Annotated in this window: 18 protein-coding genes, 1 tRNA gene and 1 pseudogene; 7 read left to right on the top strand and 13 right to left on the bottom strand. The window is 73.2% G+C overall.

The window, feature by feature from the left end; translation table 11 throughout:
* Positions 1-145 precede the first annotated feature (145 nt).
* On the top strand, positions 146-4,408 hold the full coding sequence (locus AB0B63_RS31350) for an alpha-(1->3)-arabinofuranosyltransferase (RefSeq protein WP_357025445.1): 4,263 nt from the start codon (positions 146-148) through the stop codon (positions 4,406-4,408).
* On the opposite strand, the gene AB0B63_RS31345 is transcribed toward AB0B63_RS31350, so the two are convergent.
* Positions 4,303-5,523 (bottom strand): acyltransferase, encoded by a 1,221-nt coding sequence (locus AB0B63_RS31345; RefSeq protein WP_357025443.1) that lies wholly within the window; start codon positions 5,521-5,523, stop codon positions 4,303-4,305. The genes AB0B63_RS31350 and AB0B63_RS31345 overlap by 106 nt on opposite strands.
* A gap of 113 nt (positions 5,524-5,636) precedes the next feature.
* Between AB0B63_RS31345 and AB0B63_RS31340 the strand changes: the two genes are divergently transcribed.
* Entirely contained in the window at positions 5,637-6,806 is a 1,170-nt protein-coding gene (locus tag AB0B63_RS31340) for a DUF3068 domain-containing protein (protein WP_357025440.1), read from the top strand.
* 580 nt (positions 6,807-7,386) lie between these two features.
* On the opposite strand, the gene AB0B63_RS31335 is transcribed toward AB0B63_RS31340, so the two are convergent.
* From AB0B63_RS31335 to AB0B63_RS31315, 5 genes are all read right to left on the bottom strand, one after another.
* Positions 7,387-9,057: a DUF885 domain-containing protein gene (locus AB0B63_RS31335; RefSeq protein ID WP_357025437.1), complete on the bottom strand. Its 1,671-nt coding sequence runs from the start codon at positions 9,055-9,057 to the stop codon at positions 7,387-7,389.
* Between the two features lie 80 nt (positions 9,058-9,137).
* A complete protein-coding gene (locus AB0B63_RS31330; RefSeq protein WP_208570812.1) occupies positions 9,138-9,740 on the bottom strand; it encodes a Uma2 family endonuclease in 603 nt (200 codons plus the stop codon).
* Positions 9,741-9,822: 82 nt separating this feature from the next.
* Positions 9,823-10,893 (bottom strand): PHP domain-containing protein, encoded by a 1,071-nt coding sequence (locus AB0B63_RS31325; RefSeq protein ID WP_357025433.1) that lies wholly within the window; start codon positions 10,891-10,893, stop codon positions 9,823-9,825.
* Between the two features lie 75 nt (positions 10,894-10,968).
* On the bottom strand, positions 10,969-13,914 hold the full coding sequence (locus tag AB0B63_RS31320; RefSeq protein ID WP_357025430.1) for a glycosyl hydrolase: 2,946 nt from the start codon (positions 13,912-13,914) through the stop codon (positions 10,969-10,971).
* Positions 13,915-14,077: 163 nt separating this feature from the next.
* Entirely contained in the window at positions 14,078-14,848 is a 771-nt protein-coding gene (locus tag AB0B63_RS31315; RefSeq protein WP_357025427.1) for a peptidoglycan DD-metalloendopeptidase family protein, read from the bottom strand.
* Between the two features lie 165 nt (positions 14,849-15,013).
* Here AB0B63_RS31315 and AB0B63_RS31310 point away from each other — a divergent pair, with 165 nt between their 5' ends.
* From AB0B63_RS31310 to AB0B63_RS31295, 4 genes are all read left to right on the top strand, one after another.
* Positions 15,014-15,391, top strand: a complete 378-nt coding sequence (locus AB0B63_RS31310; RefSeq protein WP_357025424.1) for a hypothetical protein — start codon at positions 15,014-15,016, stop codon at positions 15,389-15,391.
* 73 nt (positions 15,392-15,464) lie between these two features.
* Complete coding sequence (locus tag AB0B63_RS31305; protein WP_208570817.1) at positions 15,465-15,632, top strand: hypothetical protein; 168 nt, start codon at positions 15,465-15,467, stop codon at positions 15,630-15,632.
* Between the two features lie 115 nt (positions 15,633-15,747).
* Positions 15,748-16,278 carry a tRNA adenosine deaminase-associated protein gene (locus tag AB0B63_RS31300; RefSeq protein ID WP_208570818.1) on the top strand — a complete coding sequence of 177 codons (531 nt, stop codon included), beginning with the start codon at positions 15,748-15,750 and terminating at the stop codon, positions 16,276-16,278.
* A 220-nt stretch (positions 16,279-16,498) separates the two neighbouring features.
* Positions 16,499-16,960 (top strand): nucleoside deaminase, encoded by a 462-nt coding sequence (locus AB0B63_RS31295; protein WP_088646555.1) that lies wholly within the window; start codon positions 16,499-16,501, stop codon positions 16,958-16,960.
* Positions 16,961-17,086: 126 nt separating this feature from the next.
* On the opposite strand, the gene deoD is transcribed toward AB0B63_RS31295, so the two are convergent.
* Positions 17,087-17,797, bottom strand: a complete 711-nt coding sequence (deoD, locus tag AB0B63_RS31290; RefSeq protein WP_357025420.1) for a purine-nucleoside phosphorylase — start codon at positions 17,795-17,797, stop codon at positions 17,087-17,089.
* A gap of 75 nt (positions 17,798-17,872) precedes the next feature.
* Here deoD and AB0B63_RS31285 point away from each other — a divergent pair.
* Positions 17,873-17,959: transfer RNA gene (locus AB0B63_RS31285), tRNA-Ser, on the top strand.
* A gap of 105 nt (positions 17,960-18,064) precedes the next feature.
* Here the strand turns inward: AB0B63_RS31285 and AB0B63_RS31280 are convergent.
* The 6 genes and pseudogenes from AB0B63_RS31280 to AB0B63_RS31255 form a co-directional block, all read right to left on the bottom strand.
* Complete coding sequence (locus tag AB0B63_RS31280; RefSeq protein WP_357025417.1) at positions 18,065-20,641, bottom strand: hypothetical protein; 2,577 nt, start codon at positions 20,639-20,641, stop codon at positions 18,065-18,067.
* Between the two features lie 90 nt (positions 20,642-20,731).
* On the bottom strand, positions 20,732-21,256 hold the full coding sequence (locus tag AB0B63_RS31275; RefSeq protein ID WP_357025414.1) for a hypothetical protein: 525 nt from the start codon (positions 21,254-21,256) through the stop codon (positions 20,732-20,734).
* The gene (locus tag AB0B63_RS31270) at positions 21,253-21,867 is read right to left on the bottom strand and encodes a hypothetical protein (RefSeq protein WP_208570822.1); all 615 of its coding nucleotides are present in this window, start codon (positions 21,865-21,867) and stop codon (positions 21,253-21,255) included. Before AB0B63_RS31270 ends, AB0B63_RS31275 begins: the two co-directional genes overlap by 4 nt.
* Before the next feature lie 141 nt (positions 21,868-22,008).
* The gene (locus tag AB0B63_RS31265) at positions 22,009-22,215 is read right to left on the bottom strand and encodes a hypothetical protein (RefSeq protein ID WP_088646531.1); all 207 of its coding nucleotides are present in this window, start codon (positions 22,213-22,215) and stop codon (positions 22,009-22,011) included.
* Positions 22,216-22,274: 59 nt separating this feature from the next.
* Positions 22,275-22,970: an alpha/beta hydrolase gene (locus AB0B63_RS31260; RefSeq protein ID WP_357025410.1), complete on the bottom strand. Its 696-nt coding sequence runs from the start codon at positions 22,968-22,970 to the stop codon at positions 22,275-22,277.
* 607 nt (positions 22,971-23,577) lie between these two features.
* Positions 23,578-23,661: pseudogene (locus AB0B63_RS31255) on the bottom strand (transposase); the annotation flags it as partial.

Here is a 23,661-nt window from a genome sequence, read left to right as displayed (position 1 = left end):
CACACTATGGGCTGCGTCACGCACGTCGCAATGCCCGATCGGAGGCGAGATGCAGCAGTCGCCGGGCCGTCCGGGGGCGGCCGACGGGCCGGACGACACATCCAGCACGGTGTGGCGTGTGCGGTTGGTCGCGGTGTGTCTGGCTTTGTCCGCACTGGCTTTCCTCCAGGACCCCGGCCTGATCGCCATCGACACCAAGGTCGACCTGGCCATCGATCCGGCCGGATGGCTGACCCGGGCCCTGCACGTCTGGGACCCCGACGGCACCTTCGGGCAGTTGCAGAATCAGGCGTACGGCTACCTCTGGCCGATGGGACCGTTCTTCCTGCTCGGCAAGCTGCTCGCCGTACCGGCCTGGGTGGTGCAGCGGCTGTGGTGGGCGTTGCTGCTGACGGTGGCCTGCGTCGGCGTCGTCCGGCTCGCCGAGCGGCTGCACGTCGGCACCCCGTGGGCCCGGTTGCTCGCCGGGGCCGCCTTCGCGCTCTCCCCCCGGCTGCTCACCGAACTCGGCCCGATCTCGGTGGAGGCGTGGCCCAGTGCGCTCGCCCCGTGGGTGCTCGTCCCGCTGGTCGGGCTGGCCGACGGGGTGCCGCTGCGCCGGGCGGTCACCAGGTCGGCCTTGGTGGTGGCGTGCGCCGGTGGGGTCAATGCGACCGCCGTGCTGGCCGTGGTGCCGCTGGCCGCGCTCTGGCTGCTCGGCCTGCATCCGATGCGTCTGCGGGTGAAGGCGCTGTTCGCCTGGGGGCTCGCGGTGGGCGCGGCGACCGCCTGGTGGCTGGTGCCGTTGTTGCTGCTCGGCCGGTACAGCCCGCCCTTCCTCGACTACATCGAGACCGCGCCGGTGACCACCACCCCCACCGACGCCACCACCGTGCTGCGGGGCGCCTCGCACTGGCACGCCTACCTCAACGGCGCGTACGGGCCGCCGTGGACGGCGGGTTGGCGGCTCGCCACCGAACGACCCCTGGTGGTCGCCACCCTGGTGGTCGCCGGGCTGGGCATCGCCGGGCTGGCCCGCCGGGGCATGCCGCACCGGCGGTTCCTGGTCACCGGCCTGCTGGTCGGGCTGGCCCTGGTCGGGCTCGGGCACCTCGGCCAGCTCGACGGGTTCGGCGCGCAGACCCAGCGGACCTTCCTCGACGCGGCGGGTGCGCCGCTGCGCAATGTGCACAAGTTCGACGTGGTGCTCCGGCTGCCGCTCATCCTCGGCCTGGCCCACCTGGTCGGGCTGGTGCTGCGGGCCGCCCGCACCGGCGACCGGCCCGAACTGGCCGCTCTGCTGCCCCGGCCGCTCCAGCCGGTGCGGCTGCGTGCCGGCCTGGTCACCGGCACCGCCCTGGTCGCGGTCGCCGCGGTGGCCGCGCCCGCGCTCGGCGGCGGGCTGGCCGCCCCGGGCAGCTTCACCGGGGTACCCGGCTACTGGCAGCAGGCGTCGAACTGGCTGGACCGGGCCGTCGGCGACGACCGGGTGCTGGTGGTGCCGGCCGCCCGCTTCCCCCGCTACCTGTGGGGCAGCCCCAGCGACGAGATCACCCAGCCGTTGTCGAACCGGCCGTGGGCGGTGCGCAGTTCGGTGCCGCTCACCCCGCCCGGCACGATCCGGCTGCTGGACACCGTCGAGTCGGCGCTGGCCGACGGGCAGGGCTCCGCCGGCCTCGCCGACCTGCTCGCCCGCTCCGGGGTGAAGTACCTGCTGCTGCGCTCCGACCTCGACTACGGCCACAGCGGCGCCGTCCGGCCGGTGGTGGTCCGGCAGGCGCTGCTGCGTTCCCCCGGCATCGAACCGGTGCGCGGGTTCGGCCCCGAGGTCGGCGGGGGCCGGCTGCCCGGCAACGTCGTCGACCGGGGACTGGACGTCGGGGTCCGGGCCCTGGAGGTGTACGAGGTCCGCCGCCCCGTCGACCAGGTCGTCGCGTACGACGCCGCCGACCTGACCACTGTCGTCGGCGGCCCCGAGTCGCTGCTGCCGCTGGCCGCCGCCGGCCGGCTCTCCGCCGCGCCCACCGTGCTCGCCGGGGACCGCCCGGCCGGGCTGGCCGCGTCACAGGTGACGCTCACCGACGGGTTGCGCCGCCGGGAGGTGGCCTTCGGGCAGCAGCACGACAACGCCTCGGCCACCATGACCGCCCGGGACCGCCCCCAGCTCGACGCCCCGGCCCGGGACTACCTGCCGCCGTGGGCCGAGGGGGAGTCCACCGTGGTGCGCTACCTCGGCATCGGCGGGGTGTCCGCGTCCAGCTCCTGGTCGCAGGCGCAGCCGCTGGGCGGTGGCCGCCCCGAACACCAGCCGTACGCGGCGGTCGACGGTGACCTGAGCACGTCGTGGCGGTCCGCCCCGGGGACCCGCGCGCCGGGGCAGTGGTTCGAGGTGGAGCTGGACCGGCCGCAGGTCGTGCGGCAGGTGCGGATCACCTTCGACACCGGGGCCGATTCGCTGCCCACCAGGATCACCGTGACCGCCGGCCGGCAGCAGGCCACCGTGCAGACCGCCGGGCAGAGCGTGGAGGTGACCCTGCCCGACGGCTACCCCACCCGGTTCGTCCGGGTCACCGTCGAGGAGGTCTTCGACGTCCGGGCCGGCTTCGGTGGGGTGGGCGTCGCCGAACTCGTCATCCCCGGTGTCGAGGCCGCCCGGACCCTGGTGGTGCCGGTCCCACCGGCCACCGACCGGCCGGCAACGATGGTGTTCGGGGCCGCCCCGGCTACCCCGGCGTGCGTCTTCGACGAGGGCCGGCCGCTCTGCGCCGGGGCGATGGCCCGCGCCTCCGAGGACAGCGACCGGATCGACCGCACCGTGCAGCTGCCGGTCGGCACGGACTACCGGGTCGCGCTGTGGGCCCGGCCCCGGCCCGGCGGGGCGCTCAACGCGCTGCTCGACCCCGGTGGGGCGGCGGCGGTCACCACCGGGGTCACCCCGACCGTGGCCGCCTCGACCGTCGGCGTGTCCCACCCGACCGCCCGCCCCGGCGCGGTGGTCGACGGGAACCCCGCGACCATCTGGTACGCCGCCGACGCCGACCGGCAACCATGGCTGCGGTTGACCTGGCCGAAGGCGCGTACCGTCACCGGGCTGCGGATCACCCTGCCACCCGGTGCGGCGGCGGCCCGCCCCTGGCGGGTCACCGTGCTCGGCGACGAGGGGATGCGCGGCGGGGTGCTCGACGAGGGCGGCACGCTGCTGTTCGACCGGCCGATGCGCAGCGACGACCTGACCGTGCTGATCGCCGACGTGGTGCCGGTGGCGTCGTACGACCCGTACGGGCGGGTGACGCAGGGCCTGCCGGTGGGGGTGGGTGAGCTGACCGTGCTGCCGGACGGCCCGGCCACCCCGGCGGACCCCGCGAAGCGGGTGACCCTGCCCTGCGGCACCGGCCCGACGGTGACCGTGGCCGGTGGGCAACGCCGGACCGCGCTGGTCGCCAGCCGGCGGGACCTGGTGGAACTGCGCGAGGTGCCGGCGGTGCTCTGCGGTCCGGCCGCGAAGACGCCGCTGCGGCTGACCGCCGGGGAGAACCGGGTGGTGGCGGCGGGGACCCGGCTGACCGTACCCACCCGGCTCGCCCTCACCCCGACGGACGCCCCAGCCGGCGGGACCTCCGCCCGCCCGGCGACGACCGGTGGGTCGGGGATCGCCGGCACGGACGGTGGCGGTACGGCGGCACCCGGGGCCGGCGACGCGACGAACGGACCCCGACAACCCGGGGCGACCCGGACGGTGCTGCGGGTCGACGAGTGGTCGGCCACCCGGCGGGTGCTGCGCCTGGAGAGCTACCCCGGCCAGCGGGTGCTGGCGCTGCGGGAGAACGCCAACGCGGGCTGGGTGGCCACCGCAGCCGGCCGGACCCTCACCCCGTTCGTGGTGGACGGCTGGCAGCAGGGTTGGCTGGTGCCGGCCGACGTCGCCGGTGCGGTGACGCTCCACTTCGCCCCGGACCGGGGGTACGTGGCGGCGCTCGGGGCCGGGGCGGTGCTGCTGACCGGGGTCGCCCTGCTGGCGGTGCTGCCGGCACGGCGTACCCCGGGGATGGTGGCGGTGGTGCGGCGCAGGCGCGGACGGGTGCTCGCCGCGCTCGTCGGTGGTGGGGCGTTGCTGCTGTTCGGCGGGCCGGCGGCGGTCGGGGTGGCACTGGCGGTGGTGGTCGTGGTGCTGGCCGGGCGGGCCCTGGAGCCGCACCTGCACCCGCCGGACCGGCGGGGTATGCACCGGCTGCGCCGGGCGACCGTGCGCTGGCTGCCGGTGGCGTGTTTCGCGGTGGCCGGCTGGTGGGCGGCGACCCGGGGTGGGCACACCGCCTGGCTGCCTCAGTTGGCCGCGGTCGCCACCGCCACCCTGCTCTGGCTGTCGCTGGTGCTGCGCCGACGCGGCCACCGCCCACCCCAGCGCTGGAAGGGGCGCTCCACCGCGTAGTAGCTGACCGCCGCGAGGACCAGCCCACCGGCGACGGTGAGGAGGAACGTGCCGAGCGGGTCACCGGTGAACTCGGGCCGGCCGTCGACCAGGTAGATCCCCTCCAGCACCAACGGGTGCCAGAGGAACAGCCCGTACGACACCCGACCCAACCACCGGCCGACGATGCTGTCGAAGACGCCCTTGGTGCGGGTCTGCGGCCCGAACGCCACCGGCACGATCAGCAGCACCGCGACCACCAGGTAGAGCACCAGCTTGGTGGCGAACTGGCCGGCGGTCGGCTCGGCAAGGTCCCGGGGGCCGGTGACCGGGGTGGTGGCGACGGCCAACGCGCCCAGGGCGATCGTCCAGCAGGCCAGCGGGGCCCGGCCCAGGTCGTCCAGGAAGCGCCAGCGCCCGCCCGGGCCGGTGCGCAACGCGACCTGCGCGCCGGCCAGGGCCATCCCGGCACCGAACCAGCCGGCGTACGAGGGCAGCCACATGGTGTGCAGGCCGAGGCTGAGTACGCCCGCACCCATCAACGCCACCCAACCCCCGGTCACCACCGTCGCGGCCACCGCGATCCGCAGCACCCCGTCCGGGTGGGCCGACGCCGGCGGGCCTGGTGTCGGTCGTCGCCGGCCGAGCAGGAGGACCGCCAGCACCGGCAGCAGCAGATAGAACGTGACCTCGGTGGCCAGGCTCCAGGTCTGGCTGATCCCGTGCCGGAGCTGACCGTGCTGGTAGATCTGGGTCAGCGTGAGGTGCCGCAGCCAGTCACCTGTCGACGCCGGCCGGTTCTGCGGCAGCACCAGCAGGCAGACCACCACCGCCACCCAGTAGGCGGGCAGGATCCGGGTGGCCCGCCGCCACAGGTAGCGGCCGGTGCCCGGGGGCTGCTGACCCGTCGCCCGCGCGTGCGCGTACGGCCGGAACAGCAGGAAACCGGAGAGGACGAAGAAGACCGCGACCCCCACGTCGAGCCGGGACAGCCAGGCCCCGACGGCGGTGTCGCCGGTGTTGCGCCCGGTGGCGAAACCGACGTGGTGCCCCACCACGGCGAGTGCTCCGATCACCCGGACGGCGTCGAGCGCGGGCAGCCGCCGCAGGACCTGATCGGGAATCGGGGCAGACATCAACCGTCCAGAGGGTCGCGGGGCTATGTGACTCGGGAGTAACGTGCGGCCAAGTTTTACATCTTCGATCTTCCGCCGGTAACCGGCTGACCGTCTTTGTTAGGGGAGGACCAGTGAAGACTCGCCTGGGTGCCGCGCTGTTCGGCATCGGCGTGCTGTCGCTCGTGGTCGCCGCGGGCACCGCGTACTACGTGGCGCCGTCGGTGACGAAGCTGCCGTACGACCTGACGTTCTGCAACGCGGACGGCATGCCGGACGGTTGCCTGCGGGCGAGCGTCGCGATCGCCGAGAACGCCACCTACATGCAGGTGCTCAACGGGAAGCCGACGATCCAGACCGGTCAGCTCAAGGCCACCACCGAGGTGGTGCCGCAGGCGGCGACGACCGAGAAGGAGATGACCGGTGACCTGCAGGGCGAGGCGGTCGTCTGGGACGTCTACGGCACCGTCGTACGCACCGACAACGGCTCCGACGTCAGCAAGTACGCGGCCGAGTTCGCCCTGGACCGGGTGAGCGCCGCCGCCCGGGACTGGGACAAGCAGTACCTGGACACCGACGGTCCGGGCGGCACCGACGACTCGGTGACCTTCGCCGGGCAGACCTACAAGTTCCCGTTCCGTGCCGAGCGCAGGGACCACACCTTCTTCGACCGGGACCTGCGCAAGGGGCTGCCGATCGCCTTCGACGGCACCGAGCAGATCAACGGCACCGAGGCGTACCGGTACGTGCAGCAGATCCCGGAGACCGACCTGGTCACCCCGGCGGGCTCGCTGACCGCGCTGGCCGGTGCGCTGGCCCCGGGCGCGACCACCGGAAAGGTCACCTATAGCAACACCCGGACGATCTGGATCGAGCCGGTCAGCGGCAACTTCGTCAAGGTACGCGAGCAGCAGCGCAAGAACTTCGTGCCCAACCAGGGCAGCCCGGTGACCCTGCTGGACGCGGACTTCGTCTATGACGAGGCCACCATCGCCAACAGCGTGAAGTCGGCCGGCGTGACCCGGGACAAGCTCCAGCTGATCGGTCGTACCCTGCCGATCGGGCTGGCCGCCCTGGGTGCCGTTCTGCTGCTGCTGGGGCTCTGGCTGATGGTGTCCGGGCGGCGCGCGCCGGTGGCCGAGGCGCGGCGTCGGCCGGACGGGGCCCCGACCGGGGGGTCGGTGCGGGATGCGTCGACCCGGGTCGAGCAGCCGGCTGCGGTGCGCCAGGGTGGCCCGCTCAGCGACGAGATCCCACCCGCGTCGACGAACTGGCGGGCCGAGGACGAGGTCGGCAAGCACTGAGCTGATCACCGGTCGGCGGGCGGGTCGGGTTTCCGGCCCGCCCGCCGGGTCTCGCCGGCACCGGTGCCCGTGCCCGTTGTGAAATCGTAACTTGCCGATGGTTGGGCAACTGAGGGTGATGCGGGTGCCCGATTCGAAGGGCTTCGCGGCATTGACGCCCCACGTCTCCGGTGGGCTGGCGGTACCCAGCGTGAGGGTGACCGTCTCTCCCGGCGGCCGGTGGTTACCGGTCGGTAGGCAGGGTCTTGTGGGCCACGCCTCGGTGGTGCACCATCAGGCGCACCCTCATTACCCGTCGGTAACAGTTCGTCCGGCCTGCTCCGCGGCGCGACCGGCTCCCGCGACCGGGCACCAGCCGAGGAGGAATCCGTGCAGAACCGATCGACCTGGCGTTCGTCGACTCCAGACATGCTGACCGCCCGACCGGCGCTGGCGTCGAGCCTCTCCTGAGCCTTACTCCACCCCCACGGTGCGTCGGGGGCGGGCCCTCGCCCGCCCCCGACCATCCGTCTCACCCGCTGGGCGTCCCCACCTGGCCGGCGGCGCGGTTCGACGCCGGCCAGCGCCCGGTGCGCGCAGTTCAGAGGCGGGCCAGCGCCCGGCGCAGCGGATCGAGCCCGAGTGCGCCCAGGTCGAGCGCCTGCCGGTGGAACTCCTTGAGGTCGAAGTCGGCACCCTTGCGGGCCTTCGCGTCCTCCCGGGCCTGGAGCCAGATCCGCTCGCCCACCTTGTACGACGGTGCCTGCCCCGGCCAGCCCAGGTAGCGGTTCAGCTCGAAGCGGAGGTTCTCCTCCGGCACCCGGCAGTGCGAACGCATGAACTCCCAGCCCAGCTCCGGCGTCCACCGCTCGCCCGGGTGGAAGCCGAACGGGTTGTCCCGGGGGATCTCCAGCTCCAGGTGCATCCCGATGTCGATGATCACCCGGGCCGCCCGGAACGCCTGCCCGTCGAGCATGCCGAGCTTGTCGCCCGGGTCCTCCAGGTAGCCCAGCTCGTCCATCAGCCGCTCCGAGTACAGCGCCCAGCCCTCGCCGTGGCCGGAGACCCAGCACAGCAGCCGCTGCCAGCGGTTGAGCAGCTCCGCCCGGACGGCGGTCTGCGCGACCTGGAGGTGGTGCCCGGGAACACCCTCGTGGTAGACCGTGGTCACCTCGCGCCAGGTGGAGAAGTCGGTGACGCCCTGCGGCACCGCCCACCACATCCGCCCCGGGCGGGAGAAGTCCTCGCTCGGCCCGGTGTAGTAGATCGCCCCGTCGCTGGTCGGGGCGAGGCAGCACTCGATCCGACGGACCTGCTCGGGGATGTCGAAGTGGGTGCCGTGCAGCTCACCGATCGCCTTGTCGGCCAGCGCCTGCATCCAGTCCCGGAACGCCTCCTTGCCCTGGATGGTCCGGGCCGGGTCGGCGTCCAGCACAGCCACCGCCTCGTCGATGGTCGCGCCCGGGCCGGCGATCCGGCCGGACACCGTCCGCATCTCGGCCTCCAACCGGCCCAGCTCCGCGAAACCCCAGGCGTACGTCTCGTCCAGGTCGACCTTCGCGCCGAGGAAGTACTGCGAGGCCAGCTCGTAGCGTTCCCGGCCGGCGGCCTGCTTGTCCCGCCCACGCGGGACCAGCTCGGTGCGCAGGAACTGGCCGAACTCGACGGTGGCCGCGGTTGCCGCCGCAGCGCCCCGGCGCAGCTCGGCACCGAGCGTGCCGTCGGCGTCCAGCCGCTGCACCAGCCCGTGGAAGAAGTTGTCGCCGTGCGGGTCGGTCCAGATGTCGCACTGCTTGGCCACCTCGGTCAGCTGCACCTTGGAGCTGACCCGCCCGGCGGCGGCGGCCTCACGCAGCGTGGTCTTGTAACCCTCCAACGTGGCGGCGAAGCGGTTGAGCCGGGCGGCGACGGCGGCCCGGCCCTGTTCACCCTCGGTGGGCATCAGGTCGAAGACCATCCGGATCTCGTGCAGGCCACTGGCGATGACGTTCACCTCGCTGGTGATCTCACCCGCGTCGTGCCGGGCCAGCTCCAGCCCCAGGCGCTCCTGCATCGCCTCCTTGGCGGTCCGTTCCGCCTCGGACTCCGGCTCGGTCACGTCCAGGTCGGCGAGGGTGCGCCGGGTCAGCTCGGCCCGTGCCTCGTAGCCTGCGGGCGAGAGGTCGTCGAGTTGGTCGTCGTAGCCGGCGATGCCGACATAGGTGGCACCGGTCGGGCTCAGTGGCGCCCAGTCAGCCACGTACCGGTTCGCGAGGTCATCGATTCGTCCCACGCTGCGACCCTACGTGACCAGCGGGTCCGGTTGTCGAGCGCGTTTGCCGGACCCGGCTGTCGGGTTGCGGCGACCGCCGGTCAGGGGCGGGGCAGCAGGCGGGCCGGAGCGAAGTCGATCGGGAAGGGCAACCGGGTACGCAGCCGCTGGTGGCCGACCGCCCGGCCGACGACCGGGTAGCCGCCGTCGTCCCGGCGGAGCAGGGTCGCGGTCATCCGGTGGGGCCGCCGGTCCAGCTCCACCCGGAGGAACCAGGGCACCCCGGCGGCCGCGCAGCGGCGTAACCGGTCGACCGGGTCGCGTCGGGTGCCGCGCCGGACGAACTCCACCGCCATCGTGCACAGGGTCGCCGGCACCCAGCGTTCCTGCTCGTCGCCGGCCGGCAGGGTGTGCAGGACGGTGACGTCCGGCTGGATCCAGCACGACGCGGTGAAGGTCAGGTTGACCCGGCCGAGCACGTGTCGCCCCGTTGCCTCGGCCGCCGGGACGAAGGCGCTGGCCAGGGTGGCCGTCGCGACACTCTCGACGGCCGGCGGGAACGGGGTGACCACCAGCCGGCCGTCGACGCACTCGTGCCGGGTGCCGGCCAGCGCGCCGACCGGCAGGTGCCGCTCCGCCCGCCGTACGGTCCAACCACCGGCCAGCTGCGGCACCGGTCCCGTACTGCCCGTCGACGATCTCAACCACGCCACCTCCGGTCGATCAACGAGGCGGGGCCGTCGGGGTTCCTGGCGCGGCCCGGCGGGCTCGCGGTGGGGTGCCGGGTCAGGTGCGGCTACGGGCCCAGTCGAGCAGGCGGTCCGCCGGCCAGGTGTTGACCACCCGGTCGGCGGGTACGCCGCACAACGCCGCCCGTTCGCAGCCGTACCGCTGCCAGTCGAGCTGCCCGGGGGCGTGCGCGTCGGTGTCGATGGCGAACCGGCAGCCGGCCTCCAGGGCGCGGCGGATCAGCCGCTTCGGTGGGTCCTGCCGCTCCGGCCGGGAGTTGATCTCGACGGCCACGTCGTGTTCGGCGCAGGCGGCGAAGACCGCGTCCGCGTCGAAGTCGCTCTCGGCGCGGGTCCGCGCCCGGTGCCCCTTGTCACCCGGGCCGGTCACCCCGGCGGGCCGGGACGACACCATCCGCCCGGTGCAGTGGCCGAGGATGTCCAGGTGCGGGTTGGCGATCGCGGTGAGCATCCGGCGGGTCATCCGGGCCCGCTCGTCGCGCAGCCCGCTGTGCACCGAGCCGACCACCACGTCGAGCCGGGCCAGCAGCTCCTCGTCCTGGTCGAGGGTGCCGTCGGCGAGGATGTCCACCTCGATCCCGGTGAGGATGCGGAACCCCTCGGGCAGCGCCGCGTTGACCGCCGCCACGTGGTCGAGTTGCCGGCGCAGCCGGTCGGCGGTGAGGCCCCGGGCCACCGTGAGCCGGGGCGAGTGGTCGGTCAGCACCACGTACTCGTGGCCGAGTTCGACGGCGGCGAGCGCCATCTCCTCGATCGGTGACCCGCCGTCGGACCAGTCCGAGTGGGTGTGGCAGTCGCCGCGCAGCGCGGCCCGCAACGCGGCGGCCGCCTCGTCGAGGTCGACGCCCTCGGTGGCGACCAGCCGGCGCAGGTAGACCGGTTCCTCGCCGGCCAACGACTCGGTGACGCAGCGGGCGGTGACGTCGCCGACCCCGGGCAGGTCGGTGAGGGTTCCGGCCCGGGTCCGCTCGGCCAACTCCGCCGCCGGCAGCGCGGCCAGGGCGGTCGCCGCGCTGCGGAACGCGCGTACCCGGTAGGTGGCCTCGTTGGCCCGTTCCAGCAGGAACGCGATCCGCCGCAGGTCGGCGACGGGGTCTCTGGCGCTCATGGATGGCAACCTACGCGCCCGCGCCGCCGGTCGGGGGACGACCGGCGGCGCGGGGTGTGGACAACGGGGACCGGATCAGGAGTACGGCAGCTTCACCACCGACTGGTTGCCGGTGCCGAGGGTGGACGGGTTGACGCCGATCGCCGACCAGACCTCCACCTTGACCGTGCCGCCGGACAGGTTGCCCAGCGTGCCGGTGGCCGAGTGCAGGCCGGCATTCTGCGTGTAGTGCTCGTAGCCGGGCACCGGGTCGGTGGCGAAGTACCGGTAGGTCTCCACCCGGTCGAAGGTGCCGTCCCCGGTCAGGTCGTAGGAGACCCGGGCCTGCACCCCGTTGCCGACCGACTGGCCGGCGTCGAGGAACAGGTCGAACCCGGTCTGGCCCCCGGTGTAGGCGAGGTTGAGCCGGGTCGCGGTGAACACCACCGGGTTGCTGGGGGTGCCGTCGTGGTTGGCGCCCCCGGAGCCGGCGACGGTGGTCGTCGCCGCGTTGCCGGCGGAACCGAGCCCGCCACCGGGCAGCAGGAACCGGGTCGGCGAGCCGGGCGGCGGAGTGGTCGGCGGCGGGGTCGGGCTGGTCGGGGTCGGCGACGGCCCGGTCGGGGTGGGGGTGGGGGTGGGCGACGTCGTCGGGGACGTGGTCGGCGTCGGGCTCGGGTTGGTGCCGCCCGCCGCGTTGCCGCCGCTCCAGGTGTACGCCCCGGTGGTGGCGGTCTTCCCGGCGGCCACGGTGAGACTGGTCCCGTCGGAGAACCGTACGGTCAGCGGTGCGGCGGTGATGTTGCTGGCCACATAGGTGCGTGCGCCGTTGCGGCTGAACACGGCGGCCAGCGGGTGGCTGGCGGTGACCGTGGTGTCGACCTGGCCGAGCGCGGCGAGGTTGCGGATCCAGTGGAAGGTGTGTGCCCGGCTCTCGCCCTCCTCCGGGGTGTAGCCGGGGTTGGCGCGCAGCTTGGCCAGTGCCGCGTCCGGGTCACCGAGGGCGAGGAACTGCCAGAGGATGTCCTGCCACACGGTGGGTTCGCCGCCGTTGTTGCGGACCAGTTCGGCGTAGTTGGTCCGGTTGTAGGCCGGCCGGTAGCCGAGGTAGAGGTGCCCGCCGGTGACGGGGAGCATGTTGATGCCCTGGATCATCTCCGGTTCGGCGCTGAACCAGGTCGCGTACGCCCCGCCGTCGCCCCAGACCATGCCGACGGTGGAGTGCCCGAACGCGGCCGGGTAGTTCTCGTCGTCGACGTCGAACCAGTACTCCTGGATGGCGGCGGCCTGGGTGGTGTAGATGAACACGCCCGCGTCCCGGACGGCGGTGTTGCCGGTGGCCTGCCCCCACTGGATGAGGGCGTTGGCGAAGTTCATCCCCTCGGACGAGGACTCCTGGTTGTTGCCGGCGTTGAACGAGCCGTGCCCGGCGGCCCAGTCGTGCCCGGCGTAGATGTCGAAGTCCCGCAGGTAGGGGAAGCGGGTGTCGGAGCGCTGGTAGTTGTTGGCGTCCCGGATGAGCAGGTCGACCATGCCGCCGTACTGGTTCTGGGTGGCCCACGTCGGGTCGAACTTGGCGAGCGTCGCCGCCGCCGCGATGAAGTACCCGTAGTGGAAGTGGTGGTCGTTGAGTTCCTGGTCGGACCCGTACGACGCCGGGTAGCCGATCAGGGTGCCCCAGTTGCGGTCGTAGTAGAAGACCTTGGCGGTCTTGCCCGGGGTGGCGGTGAACCAGTCGGTCAGGGTGCTGCGGATGGCGGCCAGCGCCGCGTTGCGGGTCTCGGTGTCGCCGACCTGGTCGGCGATCTCGGCGATCCGGGCGGCCCGGCCGAGACCCTTGCCGGTCCAGTAGGTGTCGCCGCCACGCTGGTCCATCGGGTTGCCCCGGACGGCGGCGAGCTGCTCCTTGAGCTGGGCCAGGTCGGTGCCGGAGCCGGTGGCCACGGCGGGCACCTCGGGCAGGACGCCGTGGAACGTCATCGTGGTGCGGAAGGAGGCCACCCCGGTCAGCACCTTCATCCGGCCGCGCGCCGACGGGTAGGTCTGGGTGAGCGGGGTGCTGCCGGCGAGCGCCTTCCACTGGTGCGGGTAGAGGCTGACCACGGTCTGGGTGGCGGTGCCCTCCCGGGCGGTGGTGGTGAACGAGTAGGTGGTGTTCACCGCGCTGGTCGCCGGGTCGTAGGTGTAGCCGACCCGGGTGCCGGTGACGTGCGCGTGGGCGTACCGGCCGTAGCTGGTGGCGAGGGTGGCGCGGGCGGTGGCGTCGGCGGTGGGCGGCAGCAGGGCGATCGAGAAGTAACCCTTGCCGGCCAGGGTGGAGCTGATCCGTCCGTTGGCGACGGTCCAGGTCGCTCCGGTCGGGGCGTACCCGACGTAGTCGTGGCCCCGGACGGTGAAGCCGATGGTGCCGCCGCTGTTGGACCAGACGGTGGCCGCGCCGCCGGTCGGGTTGATCTGGGCGTCGCCGCCGCTGGCCTGGAAGTAGGCGAACGGCAGCCCGTGGCCGATGGTGGCGCGCAGGGTCCGCGACCCGTCACTCCAGTACGGGGTGACCGTCCAGTCGGACCAGTCGTCGACCTTGACCACCGGTGCGCCGAGCGCGGCCACGCCGACCCGGATGTCCTCGGTGTAGGTGTACTTGAACTCGCCCACCCCGGTCGCGGTGCCGCTGACGGTGGCGGTCGACGGCGCCGAGAAGCCGAGCCCGTCGCTGAACGGCTGGTAGGACACCGGGTGGGCGTGTAGCGGTTCGCTGTAGGAGCAGTTCGTCTTCTTCCACAGCAGCGACGACCACCAGTCGTTGGTGGGCACCGGCCCGGCGGGGGCGTTGGCGGTGGCGAACTGGCGGGGGTTGGTGGACAGGGTGCCGCAGCCGGTGGGCAGCGGGCCGACCGGGTCGGTGGTGTAGCTGCCGGCGCCGACGGTGGCGGCCTCGGCGGGGGTGCCGGCGGTGGTGAGGGTGAGGCCGCCGACGAGGACGGTCAGCGCGGTGGTGGCGGCGAGCACCCAGGGGGCGCGGCGCCGGGGGACGGGAGGTGTCATCGTGCCTCCTCCGCGCGGGGTCGCCGGAACGACCACCTGCACGCGGTACGTCGGAATTCGGGAGGTTAGTGATTCGAGAGAGCGCTCTCTCACCTCGGGACGTTAACCGACGAGTAATACCTACGTCAATGCGTACGACCGATGACGCGACCGTCGACGCTGGTCAGCCCGCCCCGGACGAGCCACGCGGCGCACGGGGGCAACCGTGCTCACGTTCCCACGCGGTCACCGCCGCCACCGGCGACCGGTTGCCCTTGCCCCGCCAGGAGTCCAGGTACTTCGCCGGCCACACCACACCCCGCCGGATCCACCAGTCGTCGTGCCCGGTGCACTTCGGCGACAACCCGAAGTGCAGGTGACAGACGTTGTTCGCGTTCCCCGTCCGGCCCACCTCGCCGAGCTGCCGGCCGGCGGACACCCGGACCCCCGCCTCGATCCCCGCGCTGATCCTGCTCAGGTGCGACCCGTAGTACCGCACCCCGTCGTCGCCCAGCAACGACACCGACAGGCCACCGTTGTACGGCCCCAACGGCCCTTTCTTGTCGAACCGGTCCACCCGGCTCACCTCCAGGACCGTCCCGTCGGTCACCGCCACCACCGGCTCACCGCAGTCGGCGAAGATGTCGGTGCCCGGGTAACCCGAGTGCGTCGGGTGGTAGGCGACGTTGCCCGCGCGTACCGGAAAGACCCGGCGCAGGGCGGCCGGGTCCGGGGTGGCCGACGGCGACGCGGACGGGCCGGAGGTGCCCGAGGGGGTGCCGGCCGGGCCCGTCGGGGTCGCCGGCTGGTCGCCCGTCGCCACCGCCGTCGGAGCGTCCCAGACCGGGGGTGCGGCCGGCTGGTCCGTCCCGCAGCCGGCCAGCACCGCCGCCACGACCAGCAGCACGGGGTACGCCGGACGGGTGCGACGTCGGTCGGGCCGCAGCAGGGACATTCGGACATCCTGACAGACGGCTACCGTGGAGGTCGCACCGCCAGCAGCACCCGGCCGACAGGGTGGCCACCCGTCGGCTCCCCGACGCGGGCGGCCGGCCCGTTACGGCCGGCAGCCCCGGGGCCGGATGCTGCGGGATCCGTCCCGGCCGCCAGGGGGAGCGCAGTGACGACGAACCACCAGCCCGGCCCCGTCGGGGGTCACGTCCCGTACGCCGCCTCGGGTCTGTTTCCCTCCGGGCCGCCCCGACGACCGACCTGGCGGGAACCGCACCCGGTCACCGGCGCCGCCGTGGCCTCGGGCGGCGCGCTGGCCGCCGCCTGGCTGGTGCTCTTCGGCCTGCTCGGCCGGGACGTCGCCAGCTACGCCTGGTGGACGGTGATCGCCGGTGCGCTCGCCTGGCTCGCCGCGCTGGCCCTGGTCCGCTACGGCGACCGGGGTGCCGGCACCGGCGTCGCGATCGTCACCGCAGGCGGCTGGAGCATCGCCTTCGGGATCGTCGTGGTGCGGTGGGCGACGAGCGCGGACTGGCCGATGTGGTGACTCTGCGTCGTTGCACGGCTTCGTTTGCCGCACCATCTTGACGTACCCGCTGTGACTGAGGACGCTCTTCGGTATGGCCTGGAACACCCCGCGGCTCGACACCGAGCGGAGCCGCCGCCGCCTCCAGATTCTCGCCGAGCTGGCGGGAGCCCGCGCGGTACGCCAGCGTGAACGGCCGCAGCGGGAACGCACCGAGCGGCTACGCCAACTCATCGCCACCCGTCGCCGCGTCGCCGGCTGACGAACTTTTCCCGGATCGGCCCGCCCTTCGGGGCGTTGACCGGCCGGCTGCCGACCCGACCGGTTAACGTGCACGCGTAACGGTCGGCTGTGCCGAGGTCTTTTTTGGGGGAACCATGTCGTACTTCGCTGCTGCCGTGGTGCGCGAAGAGGGCGGCTGGAACGCCGCCGAGGTGAACCTGCGGGGTGCCACCGACATCGACGAGGTCGCCGACCGGCTGCGCGACGTCGAACCGGACGCCGACGTGTCGCTGCTCTTCGTCGAGGCCGACGACGCGTACCTGGTGCTGCTGCGCCTCGACGAGGGGGAGGACCTGCGGGTCTTCGGCTCCGACTCGGCGTACGCGGAGGAGTCCCGCCTCGGCGCGCTGCTCGTCGGCGACCTCAAGACCTCGGTCACCGGCCTCGACGACGTCGACGAACCGCCGTCGGCCACCACCAGCGGCGACGAGGAGAGCGAACAGCCGGTCGTGGACCCCGAAGCGGACCCGGTCGGTGACGCCGACATCCTCGCCGACCTGGGCATCTCCGCCCAACGTCTGCTCAAGCTCTGCGCCCACGAGGGCATGCTCCCCGCCGACGTGACCGCCGAGGTCTGCCAGGTGCTCGGCTGCGCCGACGAGGTCGAAGAGCTGCGTGAGGTCTGACCCTCCGCACGTCGGCGACGCCACGGCAGGGTCGTCCGGGGCCGGAGGCGGCCCGGGTTCGCCCGGTGCCGCCGGGCCGCTCGACGCCACCGATCCCGCCCTGGGCACCGTACGGCCGGGTCAGCCCACGCCCGGCGCGGCCGGGCGGGTCGGCCCGGGGGCCCACGAGGGACTGGCCGGGCCGGATTCCGCCGGTCGCCGGCAGCGGCACGAACGGTGGATGCGCCGCGCGTTGGAGATCGCCGTCACCGGCCCGGACCTGCCCGCCGCCGACGCTTGCGCCGGACCCGACGGGGTGGTGGGGGACGTGCCGGTGGGGGCGGTGGTCTACGGCCCGGACGGCACCGAACTGGCCGTCGGCCGCAACGAACGGGAGCTGACCGGCGACCCGACCGCCCACGCCGAGGTGCTGGCGCTGCGCCGGGCCGCCGCGCGGTCGGGCCGGTGGCGGCTGGACGGCTGCACGCTGGTGGTCACCCTGGAGCCGTGCACGATGTGTGCGGGCGCACTGGTGCTGGCCCGGATCTCGACGGTCGTCTTCGGTGCCTGGGAACCCAAGACCGGTGCCGCCGGCTCGCTCTGGGACGTCCTGCGCGACCGCCGGCTCAACCACCGCCCCGAGGTGTACGCCGGGGTCCTGGAGACCGAGAACGCCGCCGTCCTGCGCGCCTTCTTCCGCTGACCCCGGGGCCGGGCCGACGGGTCGGGGCCGGGGCGGGTCGGGTTGGGGGCGACGGGGCCGATGTTGCGGTGTCCCGGGGCGTGGAGACCGCAACATCGGCCCACTTGCGAGCCGTCGGGCGGCGGGTCAGGAGACGGCGACGGTGTCCAGGGCGATCTCGACCATCTGGCCGAAGGTCTGCTCACGCTCCTGGGCGGTGGTCTTCGCGCCGGTCTTGATGTGGTCGCTGACCGTCAGCAGGGTCAGGGCGCGGGCCTTGAACCGGGCGGCGATCGTGTAGAGCGCGGCCGACTCCATCTCCACCGCCAGCACCCCGTAGTCGGCGAGGGTGTCGTACAGGTCGGGGCGGTCGGTGTAGAAGGCGTCGGCGGCGAGGATCGGCCCGACGTGCATGGTGACGCCGCGCCGCTCGGCCACCTCCACCGAGGTACGCAGCAGCCCGAAGTCGGCCACCGGGGCGTAGTCGATCAACCCGTCGAAGCGCATCCGGTTCATGTTCGAGTCCGTCGACGACCCGATCGCCGCGATCACGTCCCGCAGTTGCAGGTCCTCGGTGAGCGCACCGCAGGAGCCGACCCGGATCAGGGTCTTCGCGCCGTACTCGTTGATCAGCTCGTGGGCGTAGATGGAGGCGGACGGCATCCCCATGCCGGACCCCTGGACGGAGACCTCGACGCCGTTCCACCGCCCGGTGAAGCCCAACATGCCCCGCACCGTCGAGTAGCACGTGGCGTCCTCGAGGTAGGTCTCCGCGATCCACTTGGCCCGCAGCGGGTCGCCCGGCATCAGGACCCGCTCGGCGATCTCGCCCGGCTTCGCGCCGATGTGCGTACTCATGGCAAAGATCCTGCCAGGCCGGCCGGAGCGATACCGGTGCGGCATCCGAACCCGGGTTCCTGTACCCTCGTCGGCGGTGGCGTGTCCGAGTGGCCTAAGGAGCACGCCTCGAAAGCGTGTGAGGGTTTACGCCCTCCGCGGGTTCAAATCCCGCCGCCACCGCTCGTGAACAGCGAGAACGCCCGGTGTGATCCGTGAGGATCGCACCGGGCGTTCCACGTTTGCCGGGCCGGGCCGGCCCCTGGTCGGGGCTGGCCCGCGACCGGGTCAGGAGGTGCCGGCGTTCCGGTGGCTCAGCCGGTAGGTGGCGGTGTTGCCGTCGGTGTCCAGCAGCACGGTGACCGGGCCGGGAGGCAGCGCGCAGGTGACGGTGCCCTGGGCGGCGCGGTCCGTCCCGCACGTCGACCGGCCCGTCCCGTCAAAGACGGTCAGCCTGGCCCGGCCTGTGCCGGCGGTGCGCGCCCAGGTGAGGGTCTGCCGGGCGGCGTGCTGGTCGGCCGGGACGGTGAAGCAGGCCGCGAGGCGGTCCGGGCCGGTGGTCACGGTGGTGTCCGTGGTGTCCCGGGGCAGCGTCGGGCAGGCCGGCGCGTCGGTCCGGGCGAAGCCCACCGTGTACGCCAGCTGCGTCACGAAGGTGTGCCCGGTGAGCAGCGCCGAGTGCGGTGCCGGGCCGTCCAGTACGCAGCCGTGCCAGGTGTACCACCAGAGGCTGCACTCCGCCTCGCCGTCCGCGTCCACGATGTCGACGTTCAGCGCGGCGTCGACAGGCAGCAGCGTGGCGATCGACGCCCCGGACGGGGTGGGCAGGACCAGGCAGTCGATCTGGCCCGAGGTGTCGATCCGGCCCCGGTGCGGCGGGGCGGCCCAGCCGGCGTCGGAGACGGGTGTGCACCCGGTCGGCCGCAGCGGCAGCAGGGACACCGCGAACTCGGTGGTGCTGGTGGCGTCTCTGCTGGCCAGCAGGGTGTGCCGGCCGGCGGGCAGCGGGCAGCGGACCTGGGCGCAGACCGTTCGGCCGGCGGTGTCGAGGACCCGGGCGAACGCGGTCACGTTGTAGCTGTCCAGGGCGGTCACCCGGTAGACCCCGGCGGCCGGGACGTCCAGGATCCGGCACGCCACCGGGGCCGGGGCGCCGGTGGGTGCCGTGCCGTAGCTGCCGGGCCGGACCGTGGGGCAGCCCACCGGGTCGGAGATCCGCCTGATGGCCAGCGGGTACGTCTCGGGGGTGTTCCCGGTCCACTCCCGGTAGGAGATCACCCGGTAGTCGCCGTCGGCCGGGAGCACGCAGCCGACCTGGTCGGAAGGCTCAGTGCAGATCCGTTCGCCACCGCTGTCCATCGTCCAGCGTGCGCCGGACACGATGACCCGTTCACCTGCCCGGCCGGTGAAGGGATGGCAGTCGGTCTGTACCCGGGCGAGCTGGTGTACCTGGAGGGCCGGTTGGTCCCAGGGGACGTAGCCGGTGTTCGGCGCGCATCCGTCGGCCCGGTCGAGCGGGTTCAGCGCCACCTCGTACCGGTGGGGCCGGTCGGCGTAGAGGGGACTGCTGACCAGCAGGGTGTACCGGCCGGCGGCCGGCACGGTGCAGACCGGGATGCCCTCCCGGGCGCAGACCTGAGCGCCCGTGGCATCCAGCACCTGCCAGTCGAAGCTGGTGGCGTCGAGGCTGACGGCGCGGACGAGCAGCGGCCGGGCCGCGTCGGTGCCGAAGGTGTGGCAGGTCGTCTCGCCGGCCGGGGTAACGCCACTGTTCACGGCGCTGCCCGGGTCGCCGTACGGGGCGAGCGGCAGGCTCTGGCAGCCCGCCGGGTCGGACAGCCGCCGGGCCTTGACCAGGTGGGTGCCCTCCTTGCCGTACTGCTCCCAGCTCAGCAGCCGGTAGGGGCCCGGCTGTTCGAGCCAGCAGTCACCGCCGCCGTAGCTCAACTCGCAGAGCGTTCCGAACTGCCCGTCGAGGATCAGCCCCCGGATGTCGCGCGGACCGCCCGGGTCGGCGAACCGCAGCAGCGCGCCGCGCGGCTGGTCGAACAGGTGACACCGGGCCGCCGCTCCGGCCGGCAACGTCACCGTGCTTCCGGGCGACCCGAAGTCGAACAGGTCCGCCGGCAACTGCCCGCAGCTCGACGGGGTACGCGTCGACTCGGCCGCGATCGTGTAGTCGCCCCGCCCGGTCGAGTACGGCAACCGCAGGGTGATCCGGTACGCCCCGGCGGCACCGACCACGCAGCGGTTCGCGTCCACGCCGAGCCGGCACAGCTCGCGACCGGTGGCATCGGTGACCCGGCCGCCGACGAAGTCCGGCCCGGAGCCCCGCCCGAGCTGGATCAGCAGCAGGTCGTCGTCGGCGGTGGTGGTGACGGTCCAGACGTCCTGCGCCTGGTCGACGATCGCGGTGCAGGTGACGACCCTGCCGAGGGGCAGACCGCCGCCGCAGCGGGAGCGGGGCGGCTTGGCCGGCCGGACAATGGTGGTGGACCGGGTACGTGGCTGTCCGGTGCTCAGCCCGGCGGCCTGCGTACCGGGGGCCGGGGTCGTCGCCAGGTGCGGCGGGATCTGCTCCGCTGCGGGAAACGGCACGTCCCGGGCCGGTGTGTTCCGGCCGGATCCGGCGGCCAGCGTCTCCCGGCCCGTGGGGGCCGGCGACGGAAGGTCCGATGTGGCGGGTGCCGGCGGGTGGGTCGCCCCGCTGTCTGACGTACCGACCGCCGCAGCCGGGATCGGTGCCCCGTCACCTGCGGCGATCGGGCCGACGGCCAGGGCCGGGACGAGCAGGGCGGCCAGCGCGAGGCGTGGCAGTGACTTCCCGGCCCGGATCACCGGGCGGGACAGGACGGTACGTGACATCGATCCCCCGTGTGCTGCCGACGCCGACCGCGTGGCCAGGAGATGTTCTCATCGGGGCCGGTCGCGGACAATCCACGTCGCGGTCGGAGTTCAGCAGGGGCTGTGACCCTCGTCGAAGAGGCGGCGGGCCCAGTCGGCGTACCCGGCGATGATCTCCCGGACGGCCGTGCCGTCGTGCAGGAAGAGGTAGCCCCGGTCGCCGTCGCGGGCCAGCAGCCCGTCGAAGCGGTACGTCCGTGGTGGCGCGTGCAGCCGGACGGACGACGGGTAGCGGCTCAACACCTCGGCGACGGGAGTGCCGACGGTGATCCCCTCCGGGGTGCTCATCGGGTCGTCGAGCCAGAGCAGCACCAGCCGGTCGTCGACGAAGATCGGGCTGGCCGTGCCGTGCCCGGCCAGCGTCATGCCGCAGGCGTCGGCGCGCAGCACCCCGCGTCGGGTCAGCTCGGTCTCGCTGGCACCGAACTCGGCCCCGGCCAGGCCGTGCAGCCCGACCACCTGGCTGGCCCCGATCGGCCGGGCCGGAATGTCGGGCCCCGACGGATGGGTGCCGCTGCCCGACGCCGAGGCAGCCACCAGTAACACCGCAAGAACGGCAAATTGTCGCAATTTCATGGAATCCCCCAGTCCCCAACGGGACCGGGGCGTTCAGGTTGCTGGTCAGCCGGGAATTGCTGCTCTTCCCATTCCTCGGCCAGCTCGTCCCAGTAGTCGGCGGTCAGCCCGCGCCGGCCGTGCGCCAACCAGCCGGCGGTGTGCCGTTCCAGGTGCAGGCCCAACTCGGCGAACGGGTCGAGCCACCGGCCGGGCTCCACACCGAGCCGGGCCAGCGCCGCGTTGATCGGCCACTCCCCGCGCGGCAGCGTGAAGGTCGAGTCGAAGCGGGGACCCCAGCTCAACCGGCCGCCGAGCCACACCGCCGACGCCTGCCGACCGAGCCCCCCGGCGAACTCCGCCTCCAGGTAGGCCACCGGCCCCCGCCGCGACCAGCGGTCCAACAGCCCACCCAGAGCCGGCGAGATCACCAGCTCGAACGGCTGCTCGGCGGTCGGCTCCTCAGGGTGGAAATCCGGCAGCGCACCGGTCAGCTCCTCGACCAACTGCGGGGTCACCGGCAGCAGCGCGAAATCCTGCCGCAGCGCCGCCAGCACCGCGTGATCCAGGTCGGCGGTCTGCTCCCGCAGCAGCTCGACATCCGCGACGACCGCGCTGAGCTCGTAACTCATCCGATCCCCCCGCCATCCACACCCTGTGGATAGCACATGTGTACGACGGATCCGGAGCCGCCGCGAGTGCCCGCACCGTACCGGGGTTCGCGGTGGGAGGCATGCCGGTGTTGCTGCTGCCCTGCCCGACGGGTCGGGCGGCTACTCGTCGTCTTCCGCAGGTGGGCGGGGCGGGCGGTGGTGGCGTGCCCACTCGTCCACCTCGTCCGCGTCCCAGACCGTGGTGCCGATCAGGCGGGCGAGTGGTTCGGGGAAGCCGGGTCGGCGGGTGATCTGTAGGACCCGTTGCCGCGACACGTTGAACAGGGCGGCCAGTTCGCCCGGTCCGTACAAGCGCGGTCGCTTCACCGTTCGACCGTAAGGGACACGCACCGCTCAGACCCCTCTGGCGTCCCGCGCATACGTCGTCAGTCGTGTTCGGCGGCGATCTCCCGCAGTAGGCCGACGAGCAGTTCCGGGTGGGAGAGCATCGGATGGTGCCCGGTCGGTAGCTCCACCGTCCGCCCCGCCCGAGCCGCCTGGGCGCGCTGCACCTCCGGCGGGGTGGCCCGGTCCCCGGCGCAGACCACCGCCGTCGACGGGGTCGACCGCCAGCCCGCGTAGCGGACCGGGGTGGTGAGCACGGCGGCGTCCTGCCGAACCAGCCGGGCCATGGCGCCCTCCACCGCCGCCGGGTCACATTCGTGCAGGAACAGCGGCGGGACCAGCTCGGGCCGGGCCGCGAACGTGCCGTCGGGGAAGAACTCCAGGTGGGGCGCGGGTCCGGCGGGCCCGAGATCGGCCAGGGACTCACCCACGTCGGGCAGGAACGAGCTGACGTAGACGAGGTGCCGGACGTCCCCGGCGTCGGCCGCCGCAGTGGCGACCACCCCACCGTAGGAGTGGCCGACGAGGATCACCGGCCCGGCGTCGCGCAGCACCCGACGGGTTTCCTCGACGTCGTCGTCCAGCCCTGCCGGTCGGCTCGCGTCCGGCAGTTCGCCGCAGCTCGGTAGGCGTACCGCGACGCTCGCCGTCCCGCCGGCCGCGAGCAGCGCGTCGACCCGGGACCACCACCACGCCCCGTCGCGTACGCACGCCCCGTGCACGAAGACGATCCGCATCGCTGCCTCCTCACCCGGCGGCACCTGGCCGCTGTTGCGGAAGACCCTAGGGCCGGGGTGGGTGCCGGAGTGCCCGTTCTGCCATTGGCATAGCGCGGCGCGACCTAGGCCGGGTGCCGGTGGAGACGACGGAGGGTCGGCTCCCGACCGGGGCCGACCCTCGACGTTGGTGCTGCGCGATAGAGCGGAGGCTACGAGAACTTGTGAGGGCTGCTTCCTAAATCGCTTTCCAAGTCGGTCCCTCACGTTCGCTTAGATCCGGTGCCGTTTGAGGCAGCGAGGTAGGCGCGGGATGGAACGTTGCCGGATTGCCTTAGATGTAGCCAAGCCAGACAACTAGGCGGATTTCCTGCTCGTATCACGCTTAAAGTGTGCAATCTGCCGAAGACTCAGCCGACACTCGCTGGAGGATACGGTTTCTAGCTGTCGGCTCGTGCGAGCTCTTGACAACCCGCGTCAACGATCAGGTGGCAGGCACTGTCGGCTGACGTTCGGGTATGGCCTGCATCAGGGATCTCGCTGCCTTTCCCGCCGCCTCTCTTCCTAGCGGTCTCCCTCCGCATGCTCCGGGTACCATTTCTCGCGAGCACCGCGGACTAGTGCCTCGTCACGCAGCCTTGAACGGGTAATCCGGGTGGCGGATCTTGGAGCCGGTGGCGAATGACGTTTTCGGTTTGGCGCGTTGGTTGCG

This window comes from Micromonospora sp. NPDC049081, from assembly GCF_040648835.1.
Taxonomy (GTDB): domain Bacteria; phylum Actinomycetota; class Actinomycetes; order Mycobacteriales; family Micromonosporaceae; genus Micromonospora; species Micromonospora antibiotica.
The sequence above is the reverse complement of the archived record's forward strand: the minus strand, read 5'-3'. Positions and strand labels throughout refer to the sequence as shown.